Source organism: Pseudomonas sessilinigenes (assembly GCF_003850565.1).
Classification (GTDB): domain Bacteria; phylum Pseudomonadota; class Gammaproteobacteria; order Pseudomonadales; family Pseudomonadaceae; genus Aquipseudomonas; species Aquipseudomonas sessilinigenes.
Genome location: NZ_CP027706.1, coordinates 4,970,799 through 4,985,370, shown reverse-complemented (window position 1 = coordinate 4,985,370; position 14,572 = coordinate 4,970,799). Strand labels below are relative to the sequence as shown.

General features: G+C 62.6%; 12 protein-coding genes. 3 read left to right on the top strand and 9 right to left on the bottom strand.

Annotation, left to right across the window (positions count from 1 at the left end):
• Positions 1–2: 2 nt before the first annotated feature.
• The 4 genes from ptsP to treP all read right to left on the bottom strand — a co-directional run bounded on the left by ptsP (position 3) and on the right by treP (position 7,077).
• A complete protein-coding gene (ptsP, locus tag C4K39_RS23240) occupies positions 3–2,534 on the bottom strand; it encodes a phosphoenolpyruvate--protein phosphotransferase (RefSeq protein WP_124347506.1) in 2,532 nt (843 codons plus the stop codon).
• 60 nt (positions 2,535–2,594) lie between these two features.
• Complete coding sequence (locus C4K39_RS23235) at positions 2,595–3,818, bottom strand: maltoporin (protein ID WP_124347505.1); 1,224 nt, start codon at positions 3,816–3,818, stop codon at positions 2,595–2,597.
• Between the two features lie 114 nt (positions 3,819–3,932).
• A complete protein-coding gene (gene treC / locus C4K39_RS23230) occupies positions 3,933–5,582 on the bottom strand; it encodes an alpha,alpha-phosphotrehalase (protein WP_124347504.1) in 1,650 nt (549 codons plus the stop codon).
• A 52-nt stretch (positions 5,583–5,634) separates the two neighbouring features.
• Positions 5,635–7,077 (bottom strand): PTS system trehalose-specific EIIBC component, encoded by a 1,443-nt coding sequence (treP, locus tag C4K39_RS23225; RefSeq protein ID WP_068584793.1) that lies wholly within the window; start codon positions 7,075–7,077, stop codon positions 5,635–5,637.
• A 230-nt stretch (positions 7,078–7,307) separates the two neighbouring features.
• Here treP and treR point away from each other — a divergent pair, with 230 nt between their 5' ends.
• The 3 genes from treR (at position 7,308) to C4K39_RS23210 (ending at position 9,481) form a co-directional block, all read left to right on the top strand.
• On the top strand, positions 7,308–8,012 hold the full coding sequence (gene treR, locus C4K39_RS23220) for a trehalose operon repressor (protein ID WP_068584791.1): 705 nt from the start codon (positions 7,308–7,310) through the stop codon (positions 8,010–8,012).
• A gap of 107 nt (positions 8,013–8,119) precedes the next feature.
• On the top strand, positions 8,120–8,833 hold the full coding sequence (locus C4K39_RS23215; protein ID WP_068584789.1) for a hypothetical protein: 714 nt from the start codon (positions 8,120–8,122) through the stop codon (positions 8,831–8,833).
• 42 nt (positions 8,834–8,875) lie between these two features.
• Complete coding sequence (locus C4K39_RS23210; protein WP_124347503.1) at positions 8,876–9,481, top strand: ADP-ribosyltransferase family protein; 606 nt, start codon at positions 8,876–8,878, stop codon at positions 9,479–9,481.
• Positions 9,482–9,547: 66 nt separating this feature from the next.
• On the opposite strand, the gene C4K39_RS23205 is transcribed toward C4K39_RS23210, so the two are convergent.
• The 5 genes from C4K39_RS23205 to C4K39_RS23185 all read right to left on the bottom strand — a co-directional run bounded on the left by C4K39_RS23205 (position 9,548) and on the right by C4K39_RS23185 (position 14,529).
• A complete protein-coding gene (locus tag C4K39_RS23205; protein WP_068584782.1) occupies positions 9,548–10,069 on the bottom strand; it encodes a helix-turn-helix transcriptional regulator in 522 nt (173 codons plus the stop codon).
• 5 nt (positions 10,070–10,074) lie between these two features.
• Positions 10,075–10,353, bottom strand: a complete 279-nt coding sequence (locus C4K39_RS23200; RefSeq protein WP_068584780.1) for a hypothetical protein — start codon at positions 10,351–10,353, stop codon at positions 10,075–10,077.
• Positions 10,354–10,660: 307 nt separating this feature from the next.
• Positions 10,661–12,238, bottom strand: a complete 1,578-nt coding sequence (guaA, locus tag C4K39_RS23195) for a glutamine-hydrolyzing GMP synthase (protein ID WP_124347502.1) — start codon at positions 12,236–12,238, stop codon at positions 10,661–10,663.
• 104 nt (positions 12,239–12,342) lie between these two features.
• The gene (gene guaB / locus C4K39_RS23190) at positions 12,343–13,818 is read right to left on the bottom strand and encodes an IMP dehydrogenase (RefSeq protein ID WP_022640682.1); all 1,476 of its coding nucleotides are present in this window, start codon (positions 13,816–13,818) and stop codon (positions 12,343–12,345) included.
• Between the two features lie 162 nt (positions 13,819–13,980).
• The gene (locus C4K39_RS23185; protein ID WP_068584777.1) at positions 13,981–14,529 is read right to left on the bottom strand and encodes a sugar ABC transporter ATPase; all 549 of its coding nucleotides are present in this window, start codon (positions 14,527–14,529) and stop codon (positions 13,981–13,983) included.
• Positions 14,530–14,572: the final 43 nt, after the last annotated feature.

Here is a 14,572-nt window from a genome sequence, read left to right as displayed (position 1 = left end):
CTTCAGTTCTCCAGGACCGGTGAGTGAGCAGCAAGCGGCTGGCGGTGCAGGCATTCACGCACCTGGGCAGCATCCTCCAGATCGACGATACGCGCGGCCAACGCCTGGCACTGGACCAGGTCCAGCTCCCGCACCCGGGCCTTGATGGCCGGGATCAGCGGCACGCTCACCGACAACTCATCCACCCCCAGGCCCAGCAACAGCGGCACCGCCAGGGTTTCAGAAGCCAGCGCACCGCACACACCGACCCACTTGCCGTGGGCATGGGCAGCCCGGACCGTGGTGGCGATCAGGCGCAGCACCGCCGGGTGGAAGCTGTCGGCCTGGCTGGCCAGGCGCGGGTGATCGCGGTCCATGGCCAGGGTGTACTGGGTCAGGTCGTTGGTACCGATGGAGAAGAAATCCACCTCCGGGGCAAAACGATCCGCCAGCAACGCCGCCGACGGTACCTCGATCATGATTCCCAGCTTGGGCGATTGCGCGAGCCCCAGGGCCTGGACCTCCTGCTCCAGCAACTGGCGCGCCTGGCGCAGCTCCGCGAGCTGGCTGACCATCGGCAACATGATGTGCAAGCGGGCCTGCCCGGCACTGGCCAGGATCGCCCGGAATTGCTCCTGCAACAGCTCCGGACGCGCCAGGCACAGGCGAATGCCGCGCAGGCCGAGAAAGGGGTTGGCCTCGCTGTCCATCGGTACATAGGCCAGGGGTTTGTCGCCGCCCACATCCAGGGTCCGCACCACCAGGTTGCGTTCGGGCCCCAGGGCCTGGGCGATGGCCTGATAAGTAGCTGCCTGTTCCTGCGGGCTCGGCGCCTGGGTACGGTCCTGGTAGAGAAACTCCGAACGCAACAGGCCGACACCATCGCCCCCCAGGCTGACGGCCTGCTCGGCCTCCGCCAGGCAGGCAATATTGGCCGTGACCTCAAGGTGATGACCATCGAGGGTTACCGCCGGCAGCGCCGCCTGGGCCAGGTCCCGGTGCTGGCGCTGGCGTTGTTGTTCGCGCTGGGTAGCCAATTGCCGCAGCAACTGCGGCTCCGGGTCCCGGTGCAGTTCGCCACGGTCGGCGTCCAGCAGTACCGGCGTACCGTCGGCCAGTGACAGTACCTGGGGCGACAGGCCACAGAGCGCCGGCAGCCCCAGGGCTCGGGCCAGGATCGCCACATGGCTGGTGGCGCCGCCGCCCACGGTGACAAAACCCAGCACCCTGGTGGTATCCAGGCTCGCGGTTTGCGAAGGGGTCAATTGCTCGGCCACCAGGATGGCCTGGTCCGGCAGGTCCAGGGCCTGTTCCTGCACGCCAAGAATCAGCTCCAGTACCCGCTGGCCAACATCCGCCAGATCCACCGCACGCTCGGCCAAGAGGCTGCTGCCCAGGCTTTGGAACAGCTCGGCGGTGACCTCGATGGCGCTGTTCCAGGCAAAGGCGGCACTCTTGCCGCTGGCAATCAGCGACTCTGCCTGCTCCAGCAGGCTCGGGTCGTCCAGCAGCTCCTGGTGCGCGCGGAAGATGTTCTGTTGCGCCTCACCCGGGGCATCGTCCCGCAGCTGTTGCAGGGCACTGGCGGCCTGGCGCAGGGCCCGCGCCAGGACTTGGCGCTCCTGCTGCGGGTTGTCTGCCTGTTCAATGATCTGCAAACGCTGCGGCACCACCTGCAGTACCTGGCCGAAGGCCGAGCCCGGTGAAGCACAGACCCCACGCAGGATGGCCCCGGGGGCAGCATCCGATACAGCTGGGGATACGGCTTTGGGCAGCGCAGCGACCTGCTCCCCACAGCCGGAGGCCAGCAGCGCCACCAGGGCCTGGATCGCCTGCTCGGCATCCGCACCCACGGCACTGACCTGCAAGGCATCGCCCTGGACCGTCTGCAACGCCATGATCGATACCAGGGACTTGGCGTTGGCCGAGTCGGTGCGCCGGTGCAGGCAGATGTTCGCGGCAAAACCCTTGGCAGCCTGGGCCAGCAAGGCCGCCGGGCGCGCATGCAGGCCCTGGGGGTTGCCCAGGATCAGCGGCTTGGAAAACAGCGCCTCGCCCTCGGCCTCAGCGTCCTCTACAGCGCCCAGGGCCGCCGGAGCGAGCTGCAGCAGCGGCTGGCCCTGCTCCACCAGCCGGCGATCGTCCACCAGCGTGGTCACCGGCTCGCCGCTGACCACCAGCATCAGGGTCAGCAGGCTGCGGGCATGCAGGGCCAGGTAGTCGGCGTCGAACTCGATCAGCGCCTGTCCCGCCACCACCTGCTGGCCTTCATGGACCAGGCAGGTGAATCCCTTGCCCGCCAGGTTCACCGTGTCCAGCCCGATGTGCATCAATACCTGCTGGCCCTGCTCGCCGGTAATGCTCACCGCATGGCCACTGTGCTGCAGGTTGCTGACCACCCCGGACAGGGGCGCGCAAAGGGTCTGGGAGGTTGGGTCGATGCACACGCCGTCGCCGATCACCCGGCTGGAGAACACCGGGTCCGGCACCTGCTCCAGGGGCAGCAGCACCCCGGACAGGGGCGCGAGCAATTGCAAGGGTTGGGTTATGGCCATGACGTCACCTGCTGTTGATTCCTTGAAGTGCCGATGGAGCGCGAGCCCCGACAGCATCGCTTATTTCCACCAGTACTCGACCTGCAAACCGACGTTCGCCCCATGTCGGGCGCTGCCAAACGCACCGCTGTCGGACAGCGCGGAGCCGGCCGCCAGTTGGTTGGCCGCACGCTGGGCCGCCTCGTTCCAGCTGGCATAGGTGTAATACAGGCGCACCTCGGGACGGGCCCAGAACTCTGGCCCCTTGGGCGACCAGGTCGGCGCGAAAGTGAACTTGCTGAGCTTGCGTGTGCCCCCGGGGGCCTCCACCTGATCGTGGCCGAACTCGGCCACCAGCTTGAACTGCTCGGTGATGGCATAGGCCGGGCGCACGCCAAGGGAGATCCAGCTCTGGTCCTGGCCGTCGGGGCGAATGTCCTTCTGATAGACCGCTTCAAACTGACCGCCGAATCGCGGGGTCAGTTGCCAGTCGAAAAACTCCACCAGGCGATAGCTCTTGTTGCTGTCATCCAGGTAGGAGTTGCCGGTATAGCCCAGGCCGGTACCCGGGCCCTCGCCGTATTGCAGGGCGAGCTTGTTCTTACCGCCCAGAAAACCCTGCTGCACATGCTGGGTGGTGATCGCCCAACCGTTGTGAGCACCACGGCGATCGGGCTTTTCCAGGTAGCTCAGGCCCAGCTCCAACTCGCCGCCGGGATTGCTCTGGAAGCCGGCGACGTTGAAGTCATGACGGGTCACCGCCTGCTTCTGGTAGAGGTTGTCCTTGCGAGAAAAGGCATAGCTGTATTTCAGATCGCCGATGCGCACGTCCTCGACCCCGCCGCCGGTGGCGCTCTGGTTCCAGTAGTAGAAGTCGGAGATATGGATGTCGTTACGCTTGTAGTAACGACGCCCGGCCCACAGCGAACCGCCATTGAGGCTGGGCAGCTTCGACCATTGGGCATACATCTGCGGCATGCGCGCCGAGCCGTTCTCCCCCTGGAAGGTCAGGTTGCGGTCGTAGCGGTTGTTGAGCGAGGCCATGCCATCGATGCTGAGCACCGAACCGTCCTCGAGGGTGTACAGGTCCTGGCGCAGCTCCAGCTCGGCGTACTGCTCGCACTCGTTGCCCAGGCGGTATTTGGATGGCGCGCCGGGAAGCTGGAAGCACGATTGCCCGCCACTGTTGACCGAAGTGCCGAGGCCACTGCGCAGGTAGCCGGCAAACTCCAGGGCCTGGGCCGGATAAGGCAAGGCCAGGCACAGGCAGGACGCCGCCAAACCGCGATTGATCGTTGTTCTCATAAGCCACCCCATTATTTTTATTGTGATATCCGCAGGCGCCGGCAGGCCGGCGCGAGGCCCTGCGCGGGCTCCGGTACAGCGCATGCCTGGCAAACGGCAAAAGCCACCTGGCTACTAGGCGTCGGCCAGGTACAGAACGAAGGACTCATAGGGCCGCAACAGCAACTGCCGGCTGCGCACGACATCGCCCAGGTAGTTGCTGATCAACTGCCGCTGTTGCATACCCGGCGCGATAATCTGCGGCGGCAATTGGACCTCGCACGACGCGCCATAGAAGTTGTTCACCACCAGCAGGCGCTCGCCCTGCCCTTCGCGCACGTAGATCCAGAGCTGTGGGTGGTCGGGCAGCAATTGGCGGTAGATGCCGTGCTGGATCAACGCCTGTTCCCGACGCAAGGCGATCAACCGACGATAGTGGTGCAACACCGATTGCGGGTCCTCTTGCTGCGCCTCGACATTGATCCGGTCGGCATTGGCTGCGACCTCGATCCAGGGCTCGGCGCTGCTGAAGCCGGCGTTGGCCCCGGCATTCCACTGCATGGGTGTACGTCCGTTGTCCCGGGACTTCTGCTGGATCGCCGCCATGATCTGTTGCGGGTCTTCACCAGCCTCGCGCTTGAGGCGGTAGATGTTCAGGGTCTCGACGTCGCGGTATTGCTCGATGCGCTGGAAATGCGGATTGGTCATGCCCAGCTCTTCGCCCTGGTAGACGAAGGGCGTGCCCTGCAGCAGGTGCAAGGCGGTGGCCAGCATCTTCGCCGACACCACCCGATGCTCGCCGTCATCGCCGAACCGCGATACCACCCGAGGCTGGTCGTGATTGCACCAGAACAACGCGTTCCAACCGCCACCAGCCTGCATGCCGCATTGCCAATCGGAAAGAATGCGCTTGAGCTCGAGGAAGTCGAAATCGGCCCGCAACCACTTCTGCTGGTTGGGGTAGTCCACCTTCAGGTGATGGAAGTTGAAGGTCATCGACAGCTCCTTCGACTCCGGGTTCGAGTAGCGGATGCAGTGCTCCAGGCGGGTGGAGGACATCTCGCCGACATTCACCAGGTCGTGGCCGGCGAACACCTCCCGATGCATCTCCTGCAGGTACTCATGGACGTTCGGGCCATCGGTATAGAAACGTCGGCCGTCGCTCTGGTCTTCGGGAAAATCCGCCGGCTTGGAGATCAGGTTGATCACATCCAGGCGAAAGCCGCCGACCCCCTTGTCCCGCCAGAAGCGCATCATCTTGAAGACTTCGGCGCGCACCCGCGGGTTGTCCCAGTTCAGATCGGCCTGGGTGTGATCGAACAGGTGCAGGTAGTACTGGCCGGTCTGCGCCTCGTACTCCCAGGCCGAGCCGCCGAACTTGGACTCCCAGTTGTTGGGCTCGTCGCGCCAGATGTAGAAGTCCCGGTAAGGGTTGTCCAGGCTGCTGCGGGCCTGCTGGAACCAGCTGTGCTCGATGGAAGTGTGGTTGACCACGATGTCGAGCATCAGCTTGATGCCGCGCTTGCCGGCCTCCGCGATCAACAGTTCGCAGTCGGCCATGCTGCCGTAGCTGGGATCGATGGCGTAGTAGTCACTGATGTCATAGCCGTTGTCCCGCTGCGGCGAACGCAGGAACGGAGTCAGCCACAGGCAGTCGACCCCCAGCCAGTGCAGATAGTCGAGCTTGTCTACTACGCCCAGCAGGTCGCCGGTGGCCTGTCCTGAGTGGCTGTGAAAACTTTTCGGGTAGATCTGGTAGATCACCGAGCGCTGCCAGTCTTGCATGGGAAATTCCTTTGGAAAGTGCACAAGCATTCACCGCCTCCTGTTGGCCCGGTCAGGCCACTCGGTAACCGGGACGGATGATCTTCAGGCTCAGGCCGCAAGTGAGGACGAAGGGCACCACCAGGGCCACGACCATGCCAACGACGAACATCGGGATGTATTGGGGAATGATCGAGATGAATCCCGGCAGCCCGCCGACACCGATGGCCGAGGCCTGGACCTTGTTCAGCGAGAGAACGACGCTGCCCAGGGCCGAGCCGATCAGCGCGGCGTAGAACGGAAACTTGTAGCGCAGGTTGACCCCGAACATCGCCGGCTCGGTAATGCCGAAATACGCCGAGACCGCCGAGGTCGAGGCCATGCTGCGGTCCCGGGCGTTACGGCTCATGGTGAATACCGCCAGGGCGGCACTGCCCTGGGCCAGGTTGGACATGACGATCATCGGCCAGATGAAGGTGCCGCCCTGGGTAGAGATCAGTTGCAGGTCGACCGCCAGGAACATGTGGTGCATGCCGGTGATCACCAGTGGCGCATAGAGCAGGCCGAAGATCGCCCCGCCCACCATCGGCGCCAGCTCGAACAGCGTGACCACGCCCTCGGTGATCAGGATCCCCAGGTGACGGGTCACCGGGCCAATGATCGCCAGGGCCAGCACCCCGGTGACCACGATGGTGGTGATGGGCACCACCAGCAGGGTAATGGCATTGGGCACCCTCGCCCGCAGCCACTTCTCGATCACGCTCATCACGTAGGCGGCCAGCAGGATCGGCAGGATCTGCCCCTGGTAGCCGACCTTCTCGATCTGGAACAGGCCAAGGATGTCGAAGTACGGCAGGCTCTGGCCATCCAGGCCGGCCACGGCCTTGCCGTAGTTCCAGGCGTTGAGCAGGTCCGGGTGGACCAGCATCAGGCCCAGGACGATGCCGAGGATCTCGCTGCCGCCAAAGCGCTTGGCCGCCGACCAGCCCACCAGGGCCGGCAGGAACACGAAGGAGGTGTTGGCCATCAGGTTGATCAGGCTCCACAACCCGTCCAGGTCCGGATGGGCCTCAAGCAAGGTCTTGCCTTCGATGAACATGCCCTTGGCGGCCAGCAGGTTGTTCACCCCCATCAGCAGCCCGGCGATGATCAGGGCCGGCAGGATCGGCATGAACACGTCGGAGAAGACCCGCACCAGGCGCTGCATGGCGTGGGCCTTCTGCGCGCCCTTGTGCTTCACATCGGCAATGGTCGAGACGGCAAGGCCGGTCTGCTCGCGCAACGCCGCGTAGACCTTTTCCACCTCGCCGGGGCCGATCACGACCTGGAACAGGCCGCCGGTGAAGAACGAGCCCTTGACCAGGTCGATCTGGTTGAGCGTGGCGCTGTCGACCCGGCTCGGGTCCTTCAGGGCCAGGCGCAGGCGCGTCACGCAATGGGCCGCCTGCTCGAGGTTGTCGGCGCCACCGAGGCTGTGCAGCAACTCGCTGGCGATCGTTGAATAGTCGTGGCTCATGCTCGTTCTTCCACCTGAGATTCTTGTTATTGGCAGCACGCCGGAGAGGAAAGCTACTCGTCTGTACGAGTTAAATCAACAACTCGTACAGACGAGTTTGTTTTTTCTTCGGGCCTCCCCACCAGATCCGCCTTCCAGGCTCGCTAGAGCCTGCGTCAGGCGCATGGACAAATGCCCCGCCCAGCCCTTAAGGTGCCTGCCTTGAGCACCGTCCGGCACAGAGCCATCCCATGAGCAAATACAACCGGATCTATAGCGATCTGCTTGCCAGCATCACCACCGAACGCCTGGAACGCGGCGCCCGCCTGCCCTCGGAAACCGAACTGATGGACAGCTACCAGGCCAGCCGCGGCACTGTACGCAAGGCCATCGAACTGCTGCAGGAACGCGGTTTCGCGCAGAAAGTCCATGGCAAGGGCACCTTCGTGCTCTCGTCCGCTCCCATCGAGTTCCAGCTGGGTGGCATCGTCAGTTTCCAGGAAACCTATCCACGGCTGGGGGACGACGTCAGCACCGAGGTGGTGGAGTTCAGCCAGTTTCCTCTCGAAGGATCGCTGCGGGCGCACCTGCAGGCAGAAGAAGGCAGCCTGGTCACCCGGATCAAGCGGGTACGGCGAATCGACGGCAAGCGGGTGATCCTCGACATCAACCACTTCGTCGCGGAGCTGATTCCCGGGCTGGACCGGCAAATCGCCGAGCACTCGATCTACGCCTATATCGAACAGACCCTGCAACTGAACATCAGCTACGCCCAACGCACCATCGAGGCCAGCCCGCGCAGCAAGGACGACCAGCAGTTGCTCGACCTGGACGGCCAGAGCCATGTGATCGTGGTCAGCAACCAGACCTTTCTCCAGGATGGCCGGCAGTTCGAGTACACCGAATCACGCCATACCCTGGACAAGTTCTATTTCTCCGATATTGCGCGGCGCTGAGCCGGGGAGCGTAGCGCCAGGAGCCCAGCCAAAGGCCAATCGAGCCAACACGGCACAATGGCGCCGGCGCCGTAGACTCAACTCAGCAAACATTGCAAGGAGCAGCGATGAAACGACCGTCTCTGGCTGCAAAGATCACCTCAGGCCTGGCCGGGTGGCACCAGCTTCAAACCGCCCAGAACCTCAACGACCTTTCCGGAGAAGACACCGCCCGGTCCGTCGTTGCCCAGATTATCAACGCACAGGGGCAGTTTCTTCCGGCTACCAGCCAGTTACCGGCCAATTGGGGAACAACCAAGAAACGGGTAGACATTGCCCTGTTGGGGCGCTCGTCCGGAGCCGTTGTCTGGTACGGCGCAATCGAAGTCAAATGGCCACGATCCACCACCGATACGCATCAAATCCGCCAGAACATTGTCCAGGATGCAATGCGCCTGGCGTTCATCACCACCCAGGGAATAGGAGCCAAGTTTCTTGTATTAGGGGGTGGGGCCGGCGATATCACCAAGCTGTTCGACACACCTCATCCGAATGCAAGCAACCGGGAAACTCGTCGGCAGGCCTTTACTGACCTGTTCTCGCGAGACTTGAGACAGCCTGATGGCCACCTCACATTTGACGACTGGTCCGTAGCGTTTCCTGACGCGGGCGATCGAGTGCCCTCCACAACCTTCAATGGATTCAATGGCAAACTGAAAACCGAACTTGTCGCTCTTAGCCAAGCGGCAATAGGTAGCAGCACCGTGGGCTCGGTATTCGTTTGGCAATGCAGTCGAACTCGCGGTACCGCTCCTGCAAGGGCAGGTAATCAGCGCCCATGAATCTTGTGCTCAAGTATTTGCGGGCATCCATCAAGGATATTCATGAACCATCACGAAGCGTTCAAGGCACACCTGGGCAGTCTCCCGGACTGCGCTGAACTTCTACGGGTATGCAGAAGCTACAAAACCGCCGACAACTGTTATGCCTTTGAACTCAATGGCCGTCTGAAGGCAGGCCTGCCAATCGATAAGTTCATCGATGACCTGCCGCACCTGCAGAAACTCATCTGCGCTACACCCACCAACACGCTCACCTTGTTTCGAATGACATCCGGCTTCGAGTTTTCAGTGCCATTACTCCAGGCACTCGAAGGTCATTTCACGTACCAGGCCTTCATGTCGACTACGAGCGATAAACAAGTGTTGCGCAGGTTTATCCCGCCATCTGCTGCTCCGCTGGTTCTGGAGATCGAGTGCCCACCGGGCACTGCGCTCGCTCCCCTCGACTTTTTCCCTGGAATCAGTGAAAGCGAATATCTCCTGGGCTGCGGAACAACATTCCAGATAACGTCCAAACCACGAGTCTTGAGCCCGGAAGAAGCGAGCGAATACGCTCCCGGGCAAAATGAAGTACACCTGATAAAACTCAAGATCCTCAAGAGTCCACGCTATGTCGATACAGGCAGCCTGTTCCAGATCGATGCGTGACGCAGCGGCTGCAAAGCCCCCGCCCGCATCTGGCAAAAAACTGACCAAGGCCTCTATCGAAGCCATTCAGCCTAGTAAAGCGATCAGTTCACCACTCGATGGCCCGATACGCAGCGACTCCTTGGCGACGTTCACTTGCTGGGCCACCCGCGCCACTTCGATCACCGGATGCTCGAGAGAATAACCGCCTCTGCTGTCCAGCCAGCTCAGGACCTCCGCCAGATGCCACAACGAGGCGCTGCCCTCATGAATCGCCAAGGGAAAACTCTCGGCATGGCCCAGCATCAACTTGCGCATGTTCTGCCGGGACACACCGACAATCTCCGCGATCTCGCTGAGGCCGACGAAATCCGGGCTGGCTTCCACCAAGCGGGCTTCGGGAATGATCCGCTTGATATCCCCCAGGGCACTGAGCAGTGCCGCTTCGGCACTCTCGGCCTCGCGACTGAACTCCAAGGCCAGCCGCCCGGCCAACCCGGTGCCTACCAGGACATCGGTGCAGTCCGCTGCGCCAAGGCGCTCCACCAGTTGCAGGAGGTCGCAATCTTCGGCCGGCAGCAGATAATTGAGGGTAAACAGGTACTCCATGGTCCTTACTCCTGTCGAGGTGCTGGGGGCTTGCCCCCACGCAGCTGGTTCAAGGTGCAGTTGTCGATCACCCGGCAAAGAGCCCGGGCATGCAGGGTCGGATTCTTAGGGGTGCTCCACACGCTGGTGATGCAGAACTCGCCACAACGACACACCTCGTTGTTGTACGGGCAGTAGATTCGGCCCCAGGCATGGCCGCCGCCGACCTCAATGCGCCAGCCCTGCCATTCGGCGTAGCGCAGGGCCATTTCAACGTCCTTATTGGGATGAATTGCACGTGCCATCCGTAGCCTCCAGTATCGCCAGGAACACAAGGTTGTCAAATGACAACCAAGAGAATTCCGAACAAACCCACTCAACGGATAAACCGCGACAGAAACAGCGGGGGAAGACTCAGAGTAGAGAAAAGCTCGGGACAACGCGCCAAACATGTCTTGCGTGATATTGCCGGACGGCTGCAAAGCCTAGTTTGCAAAAAACTCGCAACACAAATGCCGATAGCGCCACATGCACGTGCCCTTGAACGAAAATGGCGATCGGCCCCCAAAGGTTCCGATCGCCATTGTTTACCGCGAATGGATCAAGTGCCGATCATTCCCACTCGATGGTGGCTGGCGGCTTGCTCGACACGTCGTAGGTGACGCGGGAGATGCCTTCGATCTCGTTGATGATCCGGCCGCTGACGGTCTCCAGCAGCTCGTACGGCAGGTGCGCCCAACGAGCGGTCATGAAGTCCACGGTCTCTACCGCGCGCAGGGCCACGACCCAGGCGTAGCGACGACCGTCACCCACGACGCCCACCGACTTCACCGGCTGGAACACCACGAATGCCTGGCTGGTCTTGTGGTACCAGTCGGCCTTGCGCAGTTCTTCGATGAAGATGTGGTCGGCGCGACGCAGGATGTCGGCGTACTCCTTCTTCACTTCGCCGAGGATACGCACGCCCAGGCCCGGGCCCGGGAACGGGTGGCGGTAGACCATGTCGTACGGCAGGCCCAGCTCCAGGCCGATCTTGCGCACTTCGTCCTTGAACAGTTCGCGCAGCGGCTCGACCAGCTTGAGGTTCATTTCCTCCGGCAGGCCACCGACGTTGTGGTGCGACTTGATCACGTGGGCCTTGCCGCTCTTGGCGCCAGCCGATTCGATCACGTCGGGGTAGATGGTGCCCTGGGCGAGGAACTGGATGTTTTCCAGCTTGCTGGCCTCGGCATCGAACACGTCGATGAAGGTGCGGCCGATGATCTTGCGCTTCTTCTCTGGGTCCGCTTCGCCTTCGAGGTTGTCGAGGAACTGCTTTTCAGCATCGGCGCGGATCACCTTGACGCCCATGTTCTCCTTGAACATGGCCATCACCTGGTCGCCTTCGTGCAGGCGCAGCAGGCCGTTGTCGACGAATACGCAGGTCAGCTGGTCGCCGATGGCGCGGTGCAGCAGCGCGGCAACCACCGAGGAGTCGACACCGCCGGACAGGCCCAGCAGGACGTTGGCCGAGCCCACTTGTGCACGGACCTGGGCGATGGCGTCCTCGACGATGTTCGATGCCGTCCACAGGGCCTCGCAGCCGCAGATGTCCTGGACGAAGCGCGAGAGGATGCGACCGCCTTGCTTGGTGTGGGTCACTTCCGGGTGGAACTGCACGCCGTAGTAGCCCAGGGCGTCGTCGAACATGCCGGCGATCGGGCAGCTCGGGGTGCTGGCCAGGATGTTGAAGTTGCCCGGCATCTGGGTGACCTTGTCGCCGTGGCTCATCCACACGTCCAGGCCCAGTACGCCGTCGTCGTCGACGTGGTCTTCGATGCCATCCAGCAGGCGGCTCTTGCCAACCACGTCAACGCGGGCATAACCGAATTCGCGCAGTTCGGAACCTTCGACCTTGCCGCCCATTTGCTCGGCCATGGTCTGCATGCCGTAGCAGATGCCCAGCAGCGGGACCTTCAGGTCGAATACTGCCTGCGGTGCACGCGGGCTGTTGGCTTCGTGGACCGACTCCGGGCCACCGGCCAGGATGATGCCGCGCGGGTTGAATTCGCGGATCGCTTCATCGTCCATGTCGAACGGGTGCAGTTCGCAGTACACGCCGATCTCGCGCACGCGGCGGGCGATCAGTTGGGTGTACTGGGAACCGAAGTCGAGGATCAGGATGCGGTGAGCATGAATGTCGAGGGCCATGGTCAGTCTCGTCTAATTTCAGAAACGACACGGGGCTGAAAAACACAGCCCCGGTTACTAGATTCGTCGATCGCCTGCAGGCCTGGACCTGAAGGCGATCACTATCAACCTACGCGATAGTTAGGTGCTTCCTTGGTGATCTGCACGTCATGGACGTGGGATTCAGCCATGCCGGCACCGGTGATGCGTACGAACTCCGGCTTGGTGCGCATCTCGTCGATGGTCGCGCTGCCGGTGTAGCCCATGGAGGACCGCAGGCCGCCCATCAGCTGGTGGATGATCGCGGCCAGTGCGCCCTTGTAGGGAACGCGGCCTTCGATACCTTCCGGAACCAGCTTCTCGGCACCGGCCGAGGAGTCCTGGAAGTAGCGGTCCGAAGAGCCTTGCGCCTGTGCCATGGCACCCAGCGAGCCCATGCCGCGGTAGGCCTTGTAGGAACGGCCCTGGAACAGTTCGACCTCACCAGGAGCCTCTTCGGTACCGGCGAACATCGAACCCATCATCACGCAGGAAGCACCGGCGACGATGGCCTTGGACAGGTCGCCGGAGAAGCGGATACCGCCGTCGGCGATCAGTGGCACGCCAGTGCCTTCCAGTGCCGCTGCCACGTTGGCGATGGCGCTGATCTGCGGCACGCCGACACCGGCAACGATACGGGTGGTGCAGATCGAGCCTGGGCCAATACCGACCTTGACCGCATCGGCGCCAGCGTCGGCCAGGGCCTTGGCGGCGGCACCGGTGGCGATGTTGCCGCCGATCACCTGCACTTGCGGGTAGTTCTCTTTCACCCAGCGAACGCGATCGATCACGCCCTTGGAATGGCCGTGGGCGGTATCCACTACCACCACGTCAACACCAGCAGCCACCAGGGCAGCAACACGCTCGCCGGTGTCCTTGCCGGTACCGACGGCGGCGCCGACGCGCAGGCGACCCTGGTCGTCCTTGCTGGCCAGCGGGTAGGCCTTGGCCTTCTCGATGTCGTTGACGGTCATCATGCCCTTGAGGACGAAGGCGTCATCGACGATCAGCACGCGCTCGATGCGGTGCTTGTGCAGCAGCTCGCGAACGGCGGACTTGTCGGCGACAGCCCCATCCTTGACGGTGACCAGGCGCTCTTTAGGCGTCATCACTTCACGGACGCTGACTTCCAGGCGGCTTTCAAAACGCACGTCGCGGGAAGTCACGATGCCCACCAGGTCGCCGTTGTGCAGCACCGGCACGCCGGAGATGTTGTGGGTCTTGGTCAGGTCGAGCAGGTCGCGCACGGTGGCGTCGGCTTCGATGGTGATGGGGTCCTTGACCACACCGGCCTCGAAACGCTTGACCTTGCGCACTTCGGCAGCTTGCTGCTCGATGGTCATGTTCTTGTGGATGATGCCGATGCCGCCTTCCTGAGCCATGGCGATCGCCAGACGGGCTTCAGTGACGGTGTCCATGGCAGCGGAAACCAGTGGAATATTCAGCTCGATGCCACGGGTCAAACGGGTCTTTAGACTGACTTCGTTCGGCAGTACTTCGGAATAACCGGGCACTAAGAGGATGTCGTCGAAGGTGAGGGCTTCTTGGCTGATACGCAGCATCGCGGGGGCTCCCGGGCGGGAAAATGGAAGCGCGCCATTATACTCAGACAGCCTGCCGGGCTCAATGTAAAACTCGATCTAATATCGTTGGAGTGATGGATGGAGAGCGCCTGCCCTGCTGGCCAGAGCCCACCCGGCCAACCAGGCGCCCTCGCCAAGAAACTACAACTGGACCTTGATCCAGCTCATCGGCTGGTCCAGCCAGTCGGCGAACTCATCGATGAAGCTCTGCTTGAAGCCCGCCTCGGTCCAGTTGTTGAAGATGAAGCCCAGGTTGGAGAACCCGCACGGCTGGAGGAACAGGAAGCCGTTGATGTCGTCTTCATGGCCGCATTCGGGACAGGTGAAGTTGTCGGTGCGCCCGGGCATCCAGTCTTCCAGGCTTTCGAACAAGGCCTCGCCGACTTCCTGGCGACACTCGGCGCAGCCAGCCTCCTCGAGAAACCCCTTGGTCGGGGTATAGATGCAGCGCTTGGTGATGATCTCCAGGCCATTGACCGGCTCACCGAACGGCAGCGCCTCAGGGTGCAACACCACGTCCCGGGCACCTGGCGCGATGGCATGCCCCATGCGGTTGCCGGTTCGCCCGCAAGTGGTCAGGGTTTCCTCGACGATATTCTTGCGTACCAGCCAACGCACGATGGCGCGGGCCCGGGGCTCATGCACCGGTAGCGTGGAGATTTTCGGGACGAGGATGCTTTGGGAGTTCATGGTCCAGCCTGGAGCGTCGAGGGACAGGGAAAACGCAGCGCCG